The organism is Burkholderiales bacterium, from assembly GCA_036262035.1.
In the GTDB taxonomy this organism is placed as follows: Bacteria; Pseudomonadota; Gammaproteobacteria; order Burkholderiales; family SG8-41; genus JAQGMV01.
The window spans coordinates 120,031-139,739 of sequence record DATAJS010000005.1; the positions used below are offsets into that span (position 1 = coordinate 120,031).

General features: G+C 65.9%; 13 protein-coding genes and 2 tRNA genes. 10 read left to right on the top strand and 5 right to left on the bottom strand.

What is annotated here, in order from left to right; genetic code table 11:
* The first annotated feature begins 10 nt into the window (after positions 1-10).
* On the top strand, positions 11-895 hold the full coding sequence (gene rfbA, locus VHP37_03530; GenBank protein ID HEX2825393.1) for a glucose-1-phosphate thymidylyltransferase RfbA: 885 nt from the start codon (positions 11-13) through the stop codon (positions 893-895).
* On the opposite strand, the gene VHP37_03535 is transcribed toward rfbA, so the two are convergent.
* Positions 892-2,862, bottom strand: a complete 1,971-nt coding sequence (locus tag VHP37_03535) for a bifunctional aldolase/short-chain dehydrogenase (GenBank protein ID HEX2825394.1) — start codon at positions 2,860-2,862, stop codon at positions 892-894. The genes rfbA and VHP37_03535 overlap by 4 nt on opposite strands.
* Before the next feature lie 21 nt (positions 2,863-2,883).
* On the opposite strand from VHP37_03535, the gene VHP37_03540 reads away from it, so the two are divergent.
* From VHP37_03540 to fabI, 9 genes are read left to right on the top strand one after another with little or no spacing between them, the layout of a single operon-like run.
* Positions 2,884-4,680 carry an ABC transporter substrate-binding protein gene (locus tag VHP37_03540; GenBank protein HEX2825395.1) on the top strand — a complete coding sequence of 599 codons (1,797 nt, stop codon included), beginning with the start codon at positions 2,884-2,886 and terminating at the stop codon, positions 4,678-4,680.
* A gap of 3 nt (positions 4,681-4,683) precedes the next feature.
* Complete coding sequence (locus tag VHP37_03545; protein ID HEX2825396.1) at positions 4,684-5,622, top strand: ABC transporter permease; 939 nt, start codon at positions 4,684-4,686, stop codon at positions 5,620-5,622.
* On the top strand, positions 5,619-6,668 hold the full coding sequence (locus VHP37_03550; GenBank protein HEX2825397.1) for an ABC transporter permease: 1,050 nt from the start codon (positions 5,619-5,621) through the stop codon (positions 6,666-6,668). The genes VHP37_03545 and VHP37_03550 overlap by 4 nt, the downstream gene beginning before the upstream one ends.
* On the top strand, positions 6,665-8,374 hold the full coding sequence (locus VHP37_03555; GenBank protein HEX2825398.1) for an ABC transporter ATP-binding protein: 1,710 nt from the start codon (positions 6,665-6,667) through the stop codon (positions 8,372-8,374). The genes VHP37_03550 and VHP37_03555 overlap by 4 nt, the downstream gene beginning before the upstream one ends.
* Positions 8,371-10,188, top strand: coding sequence for an extracellular solute-binding protein (locus tag VHP37_03560; GenBank protein HEX2825399.1), 1,818 nt, complete (start codon positions 8,371-8,373; stop codon positions 10,186-10,188). Before VHP37_03555 ends, VHP37_03560 begins: the two co-directional genes overlap by 4 nt.
* 3 nt (positions 10,189-10,191) lie before the next feature.
* Positions 10,192-11,232, top strand: coding sequence for an ABC transporter permease subunit (locus VHP37_03565; GenBank protein ID HEX2825400.1), 1,041 nt, complete (start codon positions 10,192-10,194; stop codon positions 11,230-11,232).
* A gap of 31 nt (positions 11,233-11,263) precedes the next feature.
* On the top strand, positions 11,264-12,328 hold the full coding sequence (locus VHP37_03570) for an ABC transporter permease (GenBank protein ID HEX2825401.1): 1,065 nt from the start codon (positions 11,264-11,266) through the stop codon (positions 12,326-12,328).
* The gene (locus VHP37_03575; protein HEX2825402.1) at positions 12,325-13,905 is read left to right on the top strand and encodes a dipeptide ABC transporter ATP-binding protein; all 1,581 of its coding nucleotides are present in this window, start codon (positions 12,325-12,327) and stop codon (positions 13,903-13,905) included. Before VHP37_03570 ends, VHP37_03575 begins: the two co-directional genes overlap by 4 nt.
* Before the next feature lie 45 nt (positions 13,906-13,950).
* Positions 13,951-14,733: an enoyl-ACP reductase FabI gene (fabI, locus tag VHP37_03580; GenBank protein HEX2825403.1), complete on the top strand. Its 783-nt coding sequence runs from the start codon at positions 13,951-13,953 to the stop codon at positions 14,731-14,733.
* 103 nt (positions 14,734-14,836) lie between these two features.
* On the opposite strand, the gene VHP37_03585 is transcribed toward fabI, so the two are convergent.
* From VHP37_03585 to lon, 4 genes are all read right to left on the bottom strand, one after another.
* Positions 14,837-16,732: a SurA N-terminal domain-containing protein gene (locus VHP37_03585; protein ID HEX2825404.1), complete on the bottom strand. Its 1,896-nt coding sequence runs from the start codon at positions 16,730-16,732 to the stop codon at positions 14,837-14,839.
* Positions 16,733-16,789: 57 nt separating this feature from the next.
* Positions 16,790-16,866: transfer RNA gene (locus VHP37_03590), tRNA-Asp, on the bottom strand.
* Between the two features lie 235 nt (positions 16,867-17,101).
* Positions 17,102-17,177: transfer RNA gene (locus VHP37_03595), tRNA-Val, on the bottom strand.
* Positions 17,178-17,251: 74 nt separating this feature from the next.
* Positions 17,252-19,663 carry an endopeptidase La gene (gene lon / locus VHP37_03600; protein HEX2825405.1) on the bottom strand — a complete coding sequence of 804 codons (2,412 nt, stop codon included), beginning with the start codon at positions 19,661-19,663 and terminating at the stop codon, positions 17,252-17,254.
* Positions 19,664-19,709 lie beyond the last annotated feature (46 nt).

Here is a 19,709-nt window from a genome sequence, read left to right on the forward strand (position 1 = left end):
ACTCTTTGGCGTGACCAGCAGAAAAGGCATCATCCTCGCGGGAGGCTCGGGCACGCGGCTGTATCCCGTCACGGTCGCGGTCTCCAAGCAGCTGCTCCCGGTGCACGACAAGCCGATGGTGTACTACCCGCTGTGCACGCTCATGCTGGCGGGCATACGCGACATCCTCGTCATCTCCACGCCCGACGACACGCCGCGCTTCAGGCAGCTCCTGGGCGACGGCAGCCAGTGGGGGCTCGATCTTTCCTATGCGGTCCAGCCCCGGCCGGAAGGCATCGCGCAGGCATTCGTCCTCGGTCGCGATTTCGTCGGCGCCGGCAGTTGCGCGCTCATCCTCGGCGACAACGTGCACTACGGCCACGACCTGCCGCGCGACCTGCGCGCGGCGGTCGGACGCGAGCGCGGCGCGACGATCTTCGCCTACCCGGTGCAGAACCCCGAGGTCTACGGCGTGGTCGAGTTCGATGCCGCGGGCAAGGTGAAGAGCCTCGAAGAGAAACCTGCCCATCCGAAGTCGCGCTACGCGGTGACGGGGCTTTATTTCTACGATAACCGCGTGCTCGACATCGCGGCAGAACTGACGCCGTCCGCGCGCGGAGAGCTCGAGATCACCGACGTCAACCGGCGCTATCTCGAAGACGGCGCGCTCGACGTGATCGTGATGGGCCGCGGCCACGCGTGGCTGGACACCGGCAGCTTCGATTCGCTCATCGAAGCCTCGACCTTCATCGCCACGATCGAGAAGCGCCAAGGGCTCAAAGTGTCGTGCCCCGAGGAGATCGCGTGGCGCATGGGCTGGATCGCCGACAGCGATCTCGAACGGCTCGCGCAGCCGCTCGCGCAGAACGCCTACGGCCAGTACCTGCTGTCCATTCTCCGAGACAAGCTCTTTTAGATCACCCGCTCGTTACCGCCGTCGATGGGGATGCCCGCGCCGGTGGTCTTCGCGAAAACAGGACCGCACAGCTCGGCGGCGAGCTCCGCGACATCCGCACTCTTCACCTCGGTCCTGAGCACGTTGTTCGTCTTGTAGTCCGCGACGCTCATGCCGTAATGCGCGGCGCGCGAGGCGAGGACTTCTTCGGTCCAGATCCCGGTGTCGAACACCGCGTTCGGATGCACCACGTTGACGCGGATGCCGTCGACGCCCCATTCGAGCGCGGCGACGCGCGCGAGCTGCGTCAGCGCCGCCTTCGACGCCGAATACGCCGCCGCACCCGGTCCGGGCGCGGGTACGTTCTTCGAGCCGACGACGACCACGCGGCCGCCGCCGGGCGCGAGCTTGAGCAGCGGATGGCACTCGCGCAGGAGGCCCAGGTTCGCGTCGAGGTTAACGCTCATCACGCGGCGCCACTCGTCGTCGGCGAGCGCCTCGATCTTGCGCCCGCCGGGAAATACGCCGGCGTTGAGCACGATCATGTCGATACCGCCGAAGCGCCGCACCGCGCGGTCGATCGCGTCGCGCACGGCTTCGGGCGACGTCACGTCGCACGTGATGCCGAGGTAATCGGGTCGCGATAGCGCGGTTTGCACGTCGGCGCTCAAATCGAGCGCGACCACCGCCGCGCCCCGCGCGAGAAACGACTGCACGCACGCCTTGCCGATGCCCGAAGCCGCGCCGGTCACCAGCGCCACCTCCCCGGCGAACGCCGGCGGCTTGCCGGCTTTTTTGAGCTTCGCCTGCTCGAGGTCCCAGTATTCGACGTCGAAGATGTCTTTCTCGGGCAGCGCGCGGTAGCCGCCGAGCGCGGTGGAGGCGAGGATGACGTCGATCGTGTGCGAGTAGAGGTCCCCGACGATCTTCGCGTCCTTCGCCGTACGCCCCAGCGTCGCGATGCCGAACGCGGGATCGATCGCCACGCGCGGCGCGGCGTCCAGCATCGTTTTCGCCTGCTTCGCGGTCGGAGCGATGCGCTCGAAGTACTCGCGGTATGCGCGCGCATAGGCGGCCGCGTCGGTGCCGATCATCGGCACGCGCTTGGTGCGGATGACGTGATCCGGCGTGGCCGGGCCCTGCTGCGAGAGCGCCGCGAGGTCCGGGCGCTGCGCGAACGCGAGCGACTTCCCGTCCGAATGCGTCGTCATCACCAACGGCGTGCCTGCGAGATCGGACAGCTCCCGGCGCAGCCGCGCGAGGTCGAGCCGCTGCGCGGTGGCCGGCGAGGCGCTCGACTGAACCGCCCGCCTGCCGGCGCGCTGCTCGACGAAGCGCTCGGCGCGCGAGACGAGCGCGATCATGCGCTCGTACGATTCCTTCGCGGTGCCGCCGAACGAGAACATGCCGTGGTTCATGAGCACCATGCCGATGGTGCCGGCGTGCGAGTGCTTCGAATACAGCCTGGCGCAGAGCCCCGCGAGATCGAAGCCGGGCATGATGTAGGGGATCACGACGACGTCGTCGCCGTAGATCTCGCGGATGTGCCGCTCGCCGTCGGCGGTGTTCGTCACCGCCAGCACCGCGTCGGCGTGCGTGTGGTCGACGAACTTGTGCGGCAGGATCGCGTGCAGGATGGTCTCGACCGAAGGCGCGGGCGCGCCGGCGCGTATCGACTGCGTCGAGAGCTCGTTCATCATCTGCGGGTCGGAGAGCGCCTCGAGCTTCGCGAGCTCCAGCAGCGGCGGCAGCCGCACCGGCGTAAAGCCTTCCTCCTTGATCGTCTCGAGGTCCCAGCCGCTGCCTTTGACGTAGAGCAGGTCTTCCTCGCGGCCGGTGACGCCGCGCTCGCGCACCTTGACCGAAGTATTGCCTCCGCCGTGCAGCACCAGCGTGTGATCGCGGCCGAGCAGGCGCGACGTGTAAACCCTTAAACCGAGGTCCCCGCTGTACTGTGCGGCCTCGGCGTCGTTCCATAATGATTTCATTGCTCGATTATACTTTCCGCGATGAACAAAGCCCGCGGGTTCACGGCTGTCGCGCTCACGCTGCTCCTGCTGGCTCCGGTCTGCATCCACGCCGCCGTTCCCCCGAAGACCCTGCGGGCCACGTTCCAGGTCGCCGAGACCGGCTTCGACCCGGTGAAGATCTCGGACTACTACTCCGGGACGATCATCGAGGCGATCTTCGAGCCGCTCCTCACCTACGATTACCTCGCTCGCCCCGCGACGCTGGTGCCGAACACCGCGGAGGCGATGCCCGAGGTCACCGACGAGGGGCGCACCTATACCTTTCGCGTGAAGCGCGGCATCCGCTTCGCCGACGACCCCGCCTTCAAAGGACGGCCGCGCGAGCTCACGGCGCACGACTACGCGTACTCGATCAAGCGCTTCCTCGACCCGAAGAACCGCTCGCCGTACGCCTTCATCTTCGAAGGCAAGATCGTCGGCCTCGACGAGCTCGCGGCACGGGCGAAGAAGACCCACCGCTTCGACTACGATGCGAAGGTCGAGGGCCTCGAGACGCCCGACCGCTACACGCTGCGCATCCGGCTCAAGACCACCGATTACAACTTCGCCCACCTGCTCGCGTTTTCGCTGTCGGGGGCGGTCGCGCGCGAGGCGATCGAGGCCTACGGCGACGAGACCGCCGCGCATCCGGTCGGCACCGGTCCGTTTCTGCTCAAGAGCTACACGCGCTCGTCCAAGATCGTCCTCGAAGCCAATCCGCTCTACCGCGGCAAGATCTGGGATTTCACGCCTCACGACGACGTGGGCCGGCGCATCGCCGAGCGCATGAAAGGCAAGCGCCTGCCGCAGATCGAGCGCGTCGAAGTATCGATCATCGAAGAGACGCAGAGCCGCTGGCTCGCGTTCATCTCGGGCGCGACCGACATGGAATATCAGCTCGCCGAGGTCGCGCCGCTGTTCCTCACGGGCGACGGCAAGCTCAAGCCCGAGCTCGTAAAGCGCGGCATCCAGCTCGACCGCAGCATCGACCCGGAGATCATCTACACCTACTTCAACATGTCGCCGATGCTCGGCGACGTGCCCAACCCGGTCGCCGGTTTCTCCAAGGACAAGATCGCGCTGCGGCGCGCGATCGCGATGGCGTACAACGTCGACGACCAGATCCGCATCATCCGCAAGGGCCAGGCGGTGCGCGCGCATTACCCGATCCCGCCCGGCGTCGCCGGACACGACCCCGATCACAGGAATCCGATACCGTACTCGCCCCAGCTCGCGAACGCGCTCCTCGACCGCTACGGCTACAAGCGGGGCGCCGACGGTTATCGCACCCTGCCCGACGGCAAGCCGCTGACGATCCGCTACTCGTCGACGCCGAGCGAGCGCGACCGCCAGTTCGACGAGCTCATGAAGCGCTCGCTGGATTCGATCGGCATCCGGCTGCAGATCCACAAGGACCGCTTTGCCGAGCTCATCAAGCTCGAGAACGAATGCCGGCTGATGATGCGCGGCGCGGCGTGGATCGCCGACTATCCGGACGGCGACAACTTCATGCAGCTCCTCTACGGTCCCAACTCGAAGCAGAGCAACAACGCATGCTACCGGTCGCCGGAGTTCGACGAGCGCTACGAGAAATCGCGCCTGCTGCCGAACGGTCCGGAGCGCGACAAGCTGTACCACGAGATGACGCGGCTGATGGAGGTGCACACGGTGTGGATCATGGGCGACAGCCGCTATCGCAACATGCTGCTCCAGCCCTACGTCGTCGGCTACCGCAAGCACCCGGTGTTCCACACCGAGTGGCTGTACCTCGACCTCGAGCGCACGCCCGGGAAGTAAGCGTTGCTCGCCTACATCCTGCGCCGCGTCTGGCAGTTCGTTCCCACGCTCCTCGGCGTGGTGCTGCTCGTCTTCATCCTGTTCAACTGGGTCGGCGGCGATCCCGCCTACATCCTCGCCGGCAAGATCTCCAACCCCGAGCACATCGAGAACATCCGCCGCCAGCTCGGCGTCGACCGGCCGTATTACGTGCAGCTCTGGATCTTCGTGCAGCAGATCGCGACGGGCGATTTCGGCGCGAGCTGGGCGACCAACGAGAACGTGTCGAGCATTTTCGCCACGCGCATCGGCCCGTCGCTCATGGTGCTCGTGCCGATGCTGCTGATCGGCACGCTGCTCGCGATGGCCGCGGCGATGATCGTCGCCTACGTGCGCGGCAGCGTCACCGACCGCGCGATCATGATCGCGTGCACCGTCGGCCAGTCGATCAGCATCCTGGTGTACATCATCGTGCTCCAGTACGTGCTCGGCTATCAGCTCGGCTGGTTCCCGGTGCAGGGCTGGAGCCGCGACTTCCGGGACAACCTGCTCCTCTACAGCGCGCTCCCGGTCATCGTCGGCGTCATCGTCTCGCTCGCGCCGGACATCCGCCTCTACCGCAGCTTCTTCCTCGAGGAGATCAACCAGGATTACGTGCGCACCGCGCGCGCCAAGGGCATGAGCGAGCCGCGCGTGATGAGCGTACACGTGCTGCGCAACGCCGCGATCCCCATCGTGACTCACGTGCTGATCCAGCTTCCCGGCCTGCTCGCGGGCGCATTCCTCATCGAGCGTTTCTTCTCCATCCCCGGTATCGGCCGCGAGGTGATCCTCGCGGTGGAGCGCAGCGATTTTCCGGTCATCAAGGCGGTGACGGTGTACATCGCGATCGCGACGATGGTCATCAACCTCCTGGCGGACCTCCTCTACAAAGCGGTCGATCCGCGGGTGCAGCTCAAATGACCGCAGACACCGCCGCCCTGCCCGCCGCCGACCCGACTTCGCCGGGGTTGTGGCAGCTAGCCACGCGCCGTCTGCGCCGCGACCGCGTCGGCTCGATCTCGCTCGTGGTCGTGCTGCTCTTCGTGCTCGTCAGCGTCGCCGCGGCGCTGGGCGTCGTCGCCGAGGACTGGCAGGACGAGGTCGGGGTGAGCTACGCGCCGCCTTCGTTTCTCGGCCGCGGCGCCGCCGCGCCGGACGCAGTCACCGCCGCGCAGACGGCGATCGACCGATCCTCGCCCGAAGCGATCGCGATTCCGGACCCGCTCGCCGAGGACCTCGCGGAGATCGCAAAGTCGCTCACCGGAACCGGCGCGGGCGCACAACGCGCGGCGACGCTGCCTTTCGGCGCGGACAAGTGGGGCCGCGACGTGCTCGCCAAGACGATCAAGGGCACGCAGACCTCGCTCCTCGTCGGTCTCGCGTCGGCGCTGGTCGCGACACTGCTCGGCACGCTGTTCGGCGCGGCGGCGGGCTTCATGGGCGGGCGCACCGACGCGATCTTCAACTGGCTGTACAGCGTGCTCACCTCGATTCCCTACCTGCTCCTCATCCTCGCCATCGCCGCGGTGCTCGGCCAGAAAGGCACCGCGACGGTGGTGCTCATCCTCGGGCTCACCGGCTGGACCGGCATCTTCAGGCTGGTCCGCGCCGAATACCTCAAGCACAAGGTGCGCGAGTACGTCGTCGCCGCCGACGCCATCGGCGCCTCGCGCGCGCGCCGCATGTTCGTGCACATCCTGCCCAACGTGGGCCACGTCGTGCTGGTGCAGCTCTCGCTGCACGTCGTGCTGTTCATCAAGTCCGAGGTGATCCTCTCCTTCCTCGGTTTCGGCGTCGGGGTGGACACGGTGTCGTGGGGCAGCATGCTCAGCGAAGCGCAGAACGAATTGCTCATCGGCAAATGGTGGCAGCTCGCCGCGGCCACGGCGGCCATGGCGGCGCTGGTCACGACGTTCAGCCTGTTCACCGACGCGCTGCGCGATGCGCTCGATCCGAGGCTGACATGAGCGCTCCGCTGCTCGCCGTCCACGCTCTCGGCGTCGCCTTCAGCACCGACGACGGCGGTGCGGTCGCGGCGGTGCGCGGCGTCTCGTTCGACGTCCCTCGCGGCGGCACCGTCGCGCTCGTCGGCGAATCGGGCAGCGGCAAGTCGGTCAGCGCACTCGCGGTGATGGGGTTGCTGCCGCCGAACGCGCGCGTCGATCCGGCGAGCCGCATCGAGTTCGACGGGCGCGGGCTGCTCGCCCTGGGCGCAGCCGAGCGGCAGGCGATCCGCGGCCGTGACGTCGGCATGATCTTCCAGGAGCCGATGAGCTCGCTGAACCCGGTCTTCACGGTCGGATTCCAGCTCGTCGAAGTCCTGCGCAAGCACCTGAAGCTCGGCCGGCGGTCGGCGAGGAAGCGCGCCATCGAGCTCCTGGACGAAGTCGGCATACCGGAGCCGCACGCGCGCATCGACGCCTATCCGTTCCAGCTCTCCGGAGGGCAGCAGCAGCGCGTGATGATCGCGATGGCGATCGCGTGCGAGCCCAAGCTCCTCATCGCGGACGAGCCGACCACGGCGCTCGACGTGACGGTGCAGAAGCAGATCGTCGAGCTCATCGCCAGCCTCCAGCAACGCCGCGGCATGTCGGTGCTCTTCATCACCCACGACCTCGCGCTCGTCGCGGAGATCGCGGATCGGGTGGTCGTGATGCGCGACGGCGTGGTGCGCGAGGAAGGCGCAGTCGCGGACGTCTTCAGCGCGCCGAAAGACGCGTACACCGCGGCGCTGCTCGCGTGCCGGCCGCCGGCCGATTCGAGGCCCGCGCGGCTGCCGGTCATCGACGATTTTCTCGACGGGAGCGCCGCGGCGAACGCGCGCACCGAAGTCGAGCGGACCCGCGGCATTACGGACCGTGATGCCGTCGTGCTCGAAGCGCGCAACCTCGCGAAGAGCTATTACCGGCGGGTGGGCCTCACGCGCAAGGCCGAATCGCACGTGGTCAGGGACGCCTCGTTCACCCTGAAGCGCGGAAGGACGCTCGGGATCGTCGGCGAATCGGGCTCGGGCAAGACGACGCTCGCGATGATGCTGATGCGCCTCACCGAGCCGACCGCGGGCGAAGTGCTGTTCGAAGGGCGCGATCTCGTGACGCTTGCGCGCGAGCGCACGCTGGAGATGAAGCGCAAGATCCAGATCGTTTTCCAGAACCCTTACGCGTCGCTCAATCCGCGCTTCACCGCGGGCGAGATCCTCACCGAGCCCATGAAGATCCACGGCATCGGCGCGGGCGCGCGCGATCGGCGGAACCTGGCGTACGAGTTGCTCGGCAAGGTCGGCCTGCCTCGGAGCGCCTTCTTCAAGTATCCTCACGAGTTCTCGGGCGGGCAGCGCCAGCGCATCGCCATCGCGCGCTGCCTCACGATGAGGCCCGACGTCCTCATCTGCGACGAGTCGGTATCGGCGCTCGACGTCTCGGTGCAGGCACAGCTGCTGAATCTGCTGCAGGACCTACAGGACGAGTACGCCATGAGCTACATCTTCATCTCCCACGACCTCGCGGTCGTCCGTTACATGGCGGACGAGGTCATGGTGATGAGCGAAGGCGAGATCGTCGAGATCGCGGGCTCGGACGAGATCTACCGCGCTCCGAGGCACCCGTACACGCAGAAGCTGCTCGCGTCACAGCCGCGCGTCCCGGCAGGCGTCGCCGCATCGACCCGCGCATGACGTTCGGCAGCACCGCAAGGACATTGCGCGCCGCCGCCGCGGCGCTCGCGCTGGCCGCGACCGGCGACGCATGGGCGGCACACGCCTATGCCCAGTTCGGCGACGTGAAATATCCGCCGGGCTTCGATCACTTCGATTACGTGAACCCGAAGGCGCCCAAGGGCGGAGCCATCGACCTGGTGCCGCCGCTGCGCATTACCAACTTCGACAAGTACAACCCGTTCACTCTGAAGGGGACTGCTGCGCCGGGCCTCGGCGATCTCGTCTTCGAAACGCTGCTGACCGGTAACTTCGACGAGCCGACGACCGCCTACGGCCTGCTCGCCGAGGATGTGCAGGTTCCGCCCGACAAGATGTCGGTGACGTTCCGGCTCAACCCGGCGGCCCGCTTCCACAACGGCAAACCGGTGCTCGCGGCGGACGTGAAGCACAGCTTCGACACCCTGATGAGCAAGCAGGCTCACCCCCAGTATCGCGTGGTGTTCGGGGACGTCGCCGGCTGCACCGTGACCGGTCCCCTGACCGTGCGCTTCGATTTCAGGAAAGCGAGCGCGGAGCTGCCGCTGCTCGTCGGCGGGATACCGGTCTTCAGCCGCGACTGGGGCGCGGGCAAGCCGTTCGACCAGGTCATCACCGACATTCCCATCGGGAGCGGCCCGTATCGCATCGGGCGCGTGAACTTCGGGCGCGACATCAGCTACAACCGCGATCCGAACTACTGGGGACGCGACCTGAACGTGCGCCGCGGAACGTACAACTTCGACCGCATCACGCAGAAGATCTACAAGGACAACACGGCGCAGACCGAAGGCTTCAAGGCCGGCGAGTTCGATTACATCCAGGTGTTCTCGGCCAAGGACTGGGTGCGGTCTTACGTCGGCAAGAAATTCACCTCGGGCGAGATCATCAAGGAGTCGCTCAAGCCGAAGAACGCCGGCGACTTCCAGGGGTTCCTGATCAACACTCGGCGCGAGAAGTTCAAGGACGTGCGGGTGCGCGAGGCGATCGGGCTCGCGTTCGACTTCGAGTGGATCAACCACATGATCAACTACGATGCGCACACGCGCGTTCGCGGATTCTTCAACGACAGCGATTTCGAGGCGAAAGGCCTGCCGGGACCCGACGAGCTCGCGGTAATGGAGCCGCTTCGGAAGCTCATTCCCGAGAAGATCTTCACCCAGCCGGTACCGATGCCGCCGACGACCAAGCCGCCCGACAGCCTGCGCGGCAATCTGCGCAAGGCGCGCGAATTATTGGCGCAGGCGGGCTGGACCTACCGCGACGGCGCATTGCGTAACGCGAAAGGCGAGCCGTTCACGATCGAGTATCTGTCCGACGGCGCGCGCGGCGAAGTCATCGTCACGCCCTATTTCCAGCAGCTCGCCAAGCTCGGCATCCAGGGCACCATCCGCAGGGCCGATTTCGCGCTCATTCAGAAGCGCCTCGACGTCTTCGACTACGATCTGTTCATCGTGCGCATCCCGGGACGCGAAGCGCCGGGCACCGATCTCATCGATCAGTTCAGCTCGAAGTCGGCGGACACCGAGGGATCGAGCAACTGGATGGGCATACGCGATCCGGCGGTCGACGCGCTGGTCGAGCTCGTCGCGACCGCGACGACGCGCCCGGAGCTCGTGGCGCGCCTGCGCACCCTGGACCGTGTACTACGGTTCGGCTTCTACGTCGTGCCGCAGTACTACAGCCGCGCCTATCGCATCGCGTACAAGAGCGGGAAGTTCGAGCGCCCCGCGGTCGCGCCGTCGTACTACCGCGCGGAAGACTGGGTCGTTTCCACCTGGTGGCGGAAGCAATAGGCGATGTGGTCATACATACTTAAACGAGTCCTGCTCATGGTGCCGACGCTCCTCGGCATCCTGCTCATCACGTTCACCATCACGCAGTTCGTGCCCGGCGGCCCCGTGGAGCAGATGGTGGCGCAGCTCAAGGGCCGGGAGGGCGGCGGTGAAGGGCCGGCGAGCACCGGCGGCTATCGCGGCCGCCAGGGCGTGGACGCCAAACGCGTCGAAGAGATCAGGAAGCTCTACGGCTTCGACAAGCCGGCGCACGAGCGCTTCCTGCTCATGCTCTCGCGCTACGCCCGGTTCGACCTGGGCAAGAGCTTCTTCCACAACAAGGACGTGTGGCAGCTCATCCTGGAGAAGCTGCCGGTGTCGATCAGCCTGGGGATGTGGACGTTCCTCCTCGTCTATCTCATCTCGATCCCGCTCGGCATCGCCAAGGCGGTGCGGGCCGGCACCAAGTTCGACACCGCGACGACGTTCATCGTGCTCCTCGGCTATTCCATCCCGGCGTTCGTGATGGGGGTCGTGCTGCTCGTGCTGTTCGCCGGGGGGACCTTCGTACAGTGGTTCCCGCTGCGTGGCCTGACCTCGTTCAGCTGGCCCGACATGGATCTGTGGCACAAGATCGTCGATTACCTCTGGCACATCACCCTGCCGGTCACGGCCATGGTGCTCGGCGGCTTCGCGGTCATCACCATCCTCACCAAGAACTCGGTGCTCGAAGAGATCCGCAAACAGTACGTGCTCACCGCGCGCGCCAAAGGCGTGGACGAGAAGAAAGTGCTGTGGAAGCACGTCTTTCGCAACGCGATGATCCCCATCCTGACCGGTTTCCCCGCCGCGTTCGTCGGCGCGTTCTTCACCGGCTCGATCCTGATCGAGACGCTGTTCTCCCTCGACGGGCTGGGCCTGCTCTCGTACGAGTCGGTGATCCGCCGCGACTATCCGGTGGTCATGGGCAGCCTCTTCTTCTTCACCATCATAGGGCTCGTCGCGACGCTCTTACGCGACCTGTCGTATCTGTGGGTGGACCCGCGTGTCAAATACTTCGGCTGACGTCGTCGTTCCGGCGCCTGCGACGGGCGTCATGCCGTCGGCGCCCGCGGGGCCGCGCCGGCTGCGCAGCCCCGGCGGGCGCGCGTGGCGGCGGTTCCGCGCGAACCGCCTGGGCTTCATCAGCCTCGTCATCTTCGGCGTGCTGTTCGCAGTGAGCCTGTTCGCCGAGGTGCTGTCGAACGACCAGCCGCTGGTGGTGCGCTACAACGGCGAGTGGTATTTCCCGCTCTTCCAGACGCTGCCGGAGACGACCTTCGGCGGGGACTTCCCGACGCCCACCGATTTCCTCGATCCGTTCATCCGCGAGAACCTGAGGAAAGGCGACAACTTCGCGGTGTTCCCGCCGAACCCGTATCACCACCAGACGATCAACTACTTCGCAAAGGATCCTTACCCGGCCGCACCGAACGCCGACAACGTGCTAGGCACCGACGACCGCGGGCGCGACATCCTCGCGCGCCTCATCTACGGCTTTCGCGTGTCGATCGTGTTCGCGCTGCTCGTCGCCGGGCTGTGCACTATTTTCGGCGTGCTTTACGGCGCGATCCAGGGTTACTTCGCGGGCTGGACCGACATCGGCATGGAGCGCTTCAACGAGATCTGGGGCTCGATGCCGCAGCTCTACATGCTCATCATCCTGTCCTCGATGTTCGCGCCGAGCTTCTGGCTGCTCGTGCTGCTCCTGTCGCTCTTCGGCTGGCTCGGCATCGCGGCGTACGTGCGCGCCGAGTTCCTGAAGAACCGCACGCTCGATTACGTGCGCGCGGCGCGAGCGCTCGGGCAGAGCAATCGCGCGATCATGCGCCGGCACATCCTGCCGAACAGCCTCACGCCGGTCGTCACCCTGATCCCGTTCGAGCTCGCCGCCGCGATCGGCGCGCTGACGAGCCTCGACTTCCTGGGCCTGGGCGTGCCGCCGGGCACCCCGAGCCTCGGCGAGCTCCTGCTCCAGGCCAAGGACAACCTCTACGCGTGGTGGATCTCGTTCACCACGTTCGGCGTCCTGCTCGTGATGCTGCTGCTCCTCGTGCTGATCGGGGATGCGCTGCGCGATGCGCTCGATCCGCGCAAGGTGCTGGAAGGCGTCGACGCATGAAGCGCGTCGAGGTCCGCGAGCTCTCGGTGAGCTTCGGCTCGCGACGCGTCGTCGACCGCGTCTCGTTCGACATCGAAGCCGGCGAGCGTATAGCGCTCGTGGGCGAATCGGGCTCTGGCAAGACGGTCACCGCGCTGTCGCTGCTGCGGCTGATCGAGAGCGCGAAGCTCTCCGGCGAGATCCTGTACGAGGGCCGCAGCGTGCTCGCCATGAGCGAGGACGAGCTCCGGCAGCTGCGCGGCCGCGACATCGCGGTGGTGTTCCAGGAGCCGATGACCGCGCTCAATCCGCTGATGCGGATCGGCGACCAGATCGCCGAGTCGCTCGAGATCCACGAACGCGTGACGCGCGAGCAGGCGTTCAGGGGCGCGGTGGAGGCGATGCAGCGTGTCGGGATAGATGATGCGGAGCGGCGCGCGCGCAGCTTTCCCCACCAGCTCTCGGGCGGCCAGCGCCAGCGCGCGATGATCGCGATGGCGCTCGCCTGCAATCCCAGGCTGCTGATCGCCGACGAGCCGACCACCGCGCTCGACGCGACCATACGCCTGCAGATTCTCGAGCTCCTCGATCGGCTGCGGCAGGAATCGGGCATGAGCCTGCTGCTCATCACCCACGATCTGAACATCGTGAAGCGCTTCGCCGACCGCGTGGCGGTGATGGAGCGCGGCGTCATCGTCGAGCAGGGCGCGACGCGCGAGGTGATGGAGAACCCGCAGCATCCTTATACGCGCAAGCTCATCAACAGCCGCCCCGAGCGCGCCGTCGGCGCTCCCGGTGAAGGCCGCGTCGTCGAAGCGCGCAATCTGCGCGTCGACTACCCGACGCAGCGACCGGGCATCGTGGGCTGGTTCAAGAGCGGTCATTTCACCGCGGTGAAGAAGGCCGATTTCGATCTCGCGCCGGGCGAGACCCTGGGCGTCATCGGCGAATCGGGATCGGGCAAGACCACGCTCGCGCTCGCCCTGCTGAACCTGATCCGCGCCGAAGGCGACATCCGCATCGACGGGCGCACCTGGAACGGCGACCGCGCCGAGCGCCGCGCGCTGCGGCGCGAGATCCAGGTCGTATTCCAGGACCCGCTGTCGTCGCTCTCGCCGCGTCAGACGATCGAAGGCATCGTCGGCGAAGGCCTCGAGATCCACGAGCCGGAGCTGAGCAGGGAGCAGCGGCGGGCGCGCATCGTCGCCGCCTTGCTCGACGTCGGCCTGACCGAGGACGGCGCCGCCGAGCCGCTCCTCGACCGCTATCCGCACGAGTTCTCGGGCGGACAGCGCCAGCGCATCGCGATCGCGCGCGCGCTCATCGTGCGGCCGAAGATCGTCGTGCTCGACGAGCCGACGAGCGCGCTCGACGTGACGATACAGAAGCAGGTGCTGGAGCTCCTCGGCGAGCTCCAGCGCAAGTACGGGCTTTCGTACGTGCTGGTCACGCACGACATCGACGTGGTGCGCGCGATGGCGCACCGCGTGATCGTGATGAAGGACAGCGAGGTCCTCGAGACCGGCGCGGTCGAGGACGTGCTCACCCGCGCGAAGTCCGAATACACGCGCAGGCTGATCAAGGCCGGCTACGCGTAGCGCGGGCGCTATAATCGGCCCGCACGCTACCGACAAGGACGCTACATGGGTTTCCTGCAGGACAAGAAAATACTCGTCACCGGCCTGCTCTCGAATCGGTCGATCGCGTACGGCATCGCGGCCGCGTGCCACCGCGAAGGCGCGACCCTCGCCTTCACCTACCAGCACGACGACCTGAAGGACCGCGTCACGCAGCTTGCAGGGGATTTCGGCTCGACGCCGGTGCTGCCCTGCGACGTCTCCGACGACGGGCAGATCGAGCGGTTGTTCGAGTCGCTGAAGGGCGAATGGGACGGCATCGACGGCGTCGTCCATTCCATCGCGTTCGCCCCGCGCGAAGCGCTCAAAGGCGGCTTCCTCGACGGGCTCACGCGCGACGCATTCCGCATCGCCCAGGACGTCAGCGCCTACAGCTTCGCCGCGCTCGCCAAGGCGGCGCTGCCGCTCATGCAGGGCCGCAAAGGCGCGCTGCTGACGCTGTCCTACCTCGGCGCGATCCGTGCGGTGCCGAACTACAACGTGATGGGCGTGGCGAAAGCGAGCCTGGAAGCGACGGTGCGCTATCTCGCCGCGGATCTCGGGCCCAAAGGCATCCGCGTGAACGGCATCTCGGCGGGCCCGATCAAGACGCTCGCGGCCGCCGGCATCAGCGGCTTCGGCAAGATCCTCAAAGCGGTGGAAGACCACGCCCCGCTCCGGCGCAACGTGACGATCGACGACGTCGGGAATACCGCGGCGTTCCTGCTCTCCGACCTGGCGGCCGGCATCACCGCCGAAGTCACCTACGTCGACGGCGGGTTCAACGCAGTCGTAGGCGGAACCGCCTGACGGCGGCTCCGCCAGTGTTGAGTGTTAAATGTTGAGTGTTGAGTTGTAAGTGGTCGTTTCGAGCGCAACGCGCTTTCACTAAACACTCAACACTAAACACTCATCACTGCTTTTTCTCGAACTGCTCCTTGTCGATCTTCACCTTCGCCTTGGCCTTGAGGCTCGCGAGGTAGGCGTTGAACTGCTCTTCGCCCAGGACCTGGGCGAGCCCTTCGTTCAGCGACTTCGCCTGCGCGCGGTCGGTCTTGTCCGAATCGACGACGCGCGTCACCTTGAGGAGCACGAAGCCGCCTCCGGGCGCCTCGACGCCGGTATACGACGGCAGCTTGTGGGTGTCCGCCTTGAACACCTGGCGCACGACCGGCTCCGGCAGGCTCTTGGTGTCCTTGCGGCTGACCAGCTGCGGCGCGTCCCACGACACATCGGCCGACTCGCCCTTCTTCAACTGCTCGAGGAGCTTGCGCCCTTCCTGTGCGGCGAGCTGGTTGGCGCGGGTCTGCACGACCTTCTTCTCGATCGCCGCCTTCACGTCCGCGAACGCCTGCAGGGCGGACGGCTTGTGCTCGGCCACGCGCGCGCCGATGATCGTCCCCGGCGCGAGCTCGATCGCCTCGGTGTTGCGCTTGTTCACGCGCACGTCCTCGCTGAAGACCGCCTGGATGAGCTTCGGATTGTTGAGGACGGGGTCGTCCGTGCCCTGGCGACTGATCCAGCCGCTCGTCTTGGGCTGGACCTTCGCGACGTCGGCCGCTCCCTTCAGGCTCTCGGACTGCTCGAAGAGCTTGTTGTTGAACTCGTCGGCGGCCTTGGCGTAGAGCTGCAGCGCCTGCTGCTTCCTGAGCTCCTTCTCGATCGCGGGCCTGACCTCGTCGAAGCTCTTCATCTGCGCCGGGTTCACCGCAGTCACTCGGATGATGTGATAGCCGTACTCGGTCTCGACCGGCTGCGAGATCTCGCCCGGCTTCATGCCGAACACCGCGTCGTCGAACGCTTTCACCATCGTGCCGCGGCCGAACGTGCCGAGGTCGCCGCCCTTCGCGGCAGAGCCCGGGTCCTGCGAATATTTCTTGGCGAGCTCGCCGAACGCGGCCGGGTTCTTCTTGAGCTCGTTGTAGATCCGTTCCGCTTCGGCCTGCGCCTTCTTCTTCGCGTCCTCGCCGGCGCTCTTGTCCGCGGCGATCAGGATGTGGCTCGCCTGGCGCGTCTCGCCCACGCCGAACTGACGCTGGTTCTCATCGTAGAACTTCTTGACGTTAGCCGGATCGAGCTTGACCTCGGGCGCGAACCCGTCGATCGACAGCGTCACGTACTCGATGCGGACCTGCTCCGGCGTGCGGAACTCGTCCTGGTGCGAGTCGTAGTACTTCTTCGCGGCGTCGTCCTCGAGCTTCACCTGGGAGACGAACTTGTCCGGCGACACGACCGCCCGGCTCACCTCGCGGCTCTGCTCGGTGATGTGCAGCAGCCGCTCGGCGACGGTGCGCGGCACGATGCTGGTCGCGGTATACGACTCGGCGAGCTGACCGAGCAGCAGCTCCTGCTGGACGCGGTTCTGGAAGCTCGTGACGTTCTCGCCGCGCGCCTTCAGGAACTGCTCGTACTTGGCCATCACGAACTTGCCGTCGTCCTGGAACGCCGGCACCTGGGCGATGTAGCCGCGAAGCTGGTCTTCGGGCACGGTCATGCCGACGCGCAGCGCGTGGTCGATCAGCACGCGCTGGCGCACCAGCGCGTCGATCACCGACATCCTGAGCTCGGGGCTGTCGAGCAGCGCGGGATCGATGCGGCCGCCGGAGAGGTTGCGAAGCTGGTCCTGCCGCTCGCGCAGCGCGTTCGCGATCTCCTGCTCGTGGATCTCGTAATCGCCGACCTTGACGACCGAGCGTCCGCTGCCGCTGTCGTGGAAGTACGAATCCACGCCGAAGAACGCGAACGGCAGGAAGATGATCGCGAGGACGACCTGGAGGATGCGTTTGTGGCGGTGGACGAAATCGAACATGGACGAACTCACAGATACGAAAAAAGGCGAACCGCGGTTCGCCTTTTTCTAAAACGTTGGCGGAGTGGACGGGACTCGAACCCGCGACCCCCGGCGTGACAGGCCGGTATTCTAACCAACTGAACTACCACTCCAGAATGTACCCGGTCGAAAGTGAAAGCCTACTTTCGACCGCAACTTCTATTCAGAACTGAATCGCTGGCGGAGCCAGACGATTCAGCTTGCAACTGCCACGAAGAACCAACCGCTGACCTGCCACCGTTTCTTCGTTGCCTTTACTTCGCCAAAACCGCCCGGCCGCCCGAAGGTTTTGGCGCTAACTTGCCTTTGCGATCAAAAGTAGGTTTTTACTTTTGATCGGTTCCACTGTGGTGGGTGCTGAGAGGCTCGAACTCCCGACATTCGCCTTGTAAGGGCGACGCTCTACCAACTGAGCTAAGCACCCCCGATGCGCGCGAGACCTCTGCTGCAATCCGGAGCGGGATTCTACCGCACAGGTCCGCGCTTTTCTAGCTCTGCTTAATGCTTCATGGGCGCCGGAGCCGGCGTTTCGGATGAAGCGGGCAGCGCCGCGGCATCCGCCTGCTCGGGCAGCGGCTCGGGCTTGCGCTCTAGCGCGAGCTCGAGCACCTGGTCGATCCACTTGACCGGATGGATCTCGAGGCGATTCTTCACGTTGTCGGGGATCTCCGCGAGGTCCTTCACGTTCTCCTCGGGGATGAGCACGTTCTTGATCCCGCCGCGGTGCGCCGCGAGGAGCTTCTCCTTCAGGCCTCCGATCATCAGCACTTCGCCGCGCAGGGTGATCTCGCCGGTCATCGCGAAGTCCGCGCGCACCGGGATGCCGGTGAGGGCGGAAACCATCGCGGTGACGATGCCGATGCCCGCGCTCGGGCCGTCCTTGGGCGTCGCGCCCTCGGGCAGGTGAATGTGGATGTCGTTCTTCTGATAGAAGTCGTCGAGGATGCCGAGACGCCGCGAGCGCGCACGCACCACCGAAAGCGCGGCCTCCACCGATTCCTTCATGACGTCGCCGAGCTTGCCCGTCGTCGTCATCTTGCCTTTGCCCGGCATCGTCGCGGCTTCGATCGTCAGAAGCTCGCCGCCGACCTCGGTCCAGGCGAGGCCGTTGACCTGGCCGACCTGGTTGTTCTTCTCCGCCATCCCGAAGGTGTAGCGGCGCACGCCGAGGTACTTGTCGAGGTTGCGCGAGGTGACCGTGATCTTCTTGGTCTCGCCTGCGCGCACCAGCTCTTTCACCACCTTGCGGCAGATCTTGGAGATCTCGCGCTCGAGCGATCGCACGCCAGCTTCGCGCGTGTAGAAGCGGATCATGTCGCGGATCGCGCTCTCCGATACCGTCAGCTCCTCCGGCTTGAGCCCGTGGTTCTTCATGAGCTTGGGCAGCAGGTGCCGCTGGCAGATGTTGACCTTCTCGTCCTCGGTGTAACCCGACAGGCGGATCACTTCCATCCGGTCGAGCAGCGCCGGCGGGATGTTGAGCGTGTTCGCGGTCGCGACGAACATCACGTCGGAGAGGTCGTACTCCACTTCGACGTAGTGGTCGACGAACGTGTGGTTCTGCTCCGGGTCGAGGACTTCCAGCAAGGCACTGGCGGGATCGCCGCGGAAATCCATGCCCATCTTGTCGACTTCGTCGAGCAGGAAGAGCGGGTTCCTCACGCCGACCTTGGTCATGTTCTGCAGGATCTTGCCGGGCATCGAGCCGATGTACGTGCGGCGATGGCCGCGGATCTCGGCTTCGTCACGCACGCCGCCGAGCGACATGCGCACGAACTTGCGGTTCGTCGCGCGCGCGATCGACTGGCCCAGCGACGTTTTTCCGACGCCGGGGGCGCCGACGAGGCAGAGGATCGGCGCCTTGAGCTTGTCGACGCGCTGCTGCACGGCGAGGTACTCGACGATGCGCTCTTTCACCTTCTCGAGGCCGTAGTGGTCCTCGTCGAGCACTTTCTCGGCATTCGTCAGATCCGGGTTGACCTTGCTCTTCTTGCGCCACGGCAGCGAGACGATCGAGTCGATGTAGTTGCGCACGACGGTCGCTTCGGCCGACATCGGCGACATCAGCCGCAGCTTCTTCAGCTCCGCTTCCGCCTTCTTGCGCGCGTCCTTCGGCATGCGCGCGAGCTTGATCTTCTTCTCGATCTCGTCGAGGTCGGCGCCTTCTTCGAGCTCGCCGAGCTCCTTCTGGATCGCCTTCACCTGCTCGTTGAGGTAGTACTCGCGCTGGCTCTTCTCCATCTGGCGCTTCACGCGCCCGCGGATGCGCTTCTCGACCTGGAGGATGTCGAGCTCGCCTTCGACGAGCTTCAGGAGGTGTTCGAGGCGCTGCTTCACGTCGAACATCTCGAGCACCTCCTGCTTCTGCTCGAGCTTGAGCGGAAGGTGCGCGGCGATCGTGTCGGCGAGACGGCCGGCCTCGTCGATGCCCGCCAGCGAGGTCAGGATCTCGGGCGGGATCTTCTTGTTGAGCTTCACGTACTGATCGAACTGCTGGATCATCGTACGGCGCATCGCTTCGGTCTCGTGGTCGGTGTCGCTGTCCGCGGGCAGCGGCTCGATACCGACGGCGAAGTGCGTTTTGACGTCGACGACTTCCTTGATGCGCGCGCGCTGGCTGCCTTCGACGAGCACTTTCACCGTGCCGTCGGGAAGCTTCAGCATCTGCAGGATGTTGGCGATGCTGCCGATCTCGTAGAGGTCCTCCGGCGCCGGATCGTCCTTGGCGGCGGATTTCTGCGCGACCAGCACGATGCTCTTCCCGGACTCCATCGCGGCCTCGAGGGCCTTGATCGACTTCGGGCGACCCACGAACAGCGGGATCACCATGTGGGGGAACACAACCACGTCCCGCAGCGGAAGCAGCGGCAGTTGCGACGGGTTGGTTACGGATTCTTCAGGAAGGGACATCGAGGTTCCTTATGTGACGTCTTGCAACGTACTGATATGAGGGAGC

Excerpts from the sequence above, each read along its gene's own strand:
- fabI (HEX2825403.1), top strand. The coding sequence starts at position 13,951 with ATGGGTTTCCTGCAGGACAAGAAAATACTCGTCACCGGCCTGCTCTCG.
- VHP37_03575 (HEX2825402.1), top strand. The coding sequence starts at position 12,325 with ATGAAGCGCGTCGAGGTCCGCGAGCTCTCGGTGAGCTTCGGCTCGCGA.
- VHP37_03570 (HEX2825401.1), top strand. The coding sequence starts at position 11,264 with ATGCCGTCGGCGCCCGCGGGGCCGCGCCGGCTGCGCAGCCCCGGCGGG.
- VHP37_03585 (HEX2825404.1), bottom strand. The coding sequence starts at position 16,732 with ATGTTCGATTTCGTCCACCGCCACAAACGCATCCTCCAGGTCGTCCTC.
- VHP37_03535 (HEX2825394.1), bottom strand. The coding sequence starts at position 2,862 with ATGAAATCATTATGGAACGACGCCGAGGCCGCACAGTACAGCGGGGAC.
- VHP37_03550 (HEX2825397.1), top strand. The coding sequence starts at position 5,619 with ATGACCGCAGACACCGCCGCCCTGCCCGCCGCCGACCCGACTTCGCCG.
- VHP37_03565 (HEX2825400.1), top strand. The coding sequence starts at position 10,192 with ATGTGGTCATACATACTTAAACGAGTCCTGCTCATGGTGCCGACGCTC.
- lon (HEX2825405.1), bottom strand. The coding sequence starts at position 19,663 with ATGTCCCTTCCTGAAGAATCCGTAACCAACCCGTCGCAACTGCCGCTG.
- VHP37_03540 (HEX2825395.1), top strand. The coding sequence starts at position 2,884 with ATGAACAAAGCCCGCGGGTTCACGGCTGTCGCGCTCACGCTGCTCCTG.
- VHP37_03555 (HEX2825398.1), top strand. The coding sequence starts at position 6,665 with ATGAGCGCTCCGCTGCTCGCCGTCCACGCTCTCGGCGTCGCCTTCAGC.
- VHP37_03560 (HEX2825399.1), top strand. The coding sequence starts at position 8,371 with ATGACGTTCGGCAGCACCGCAAGGACATTGCGCGCCGCCGCCGCGGCG.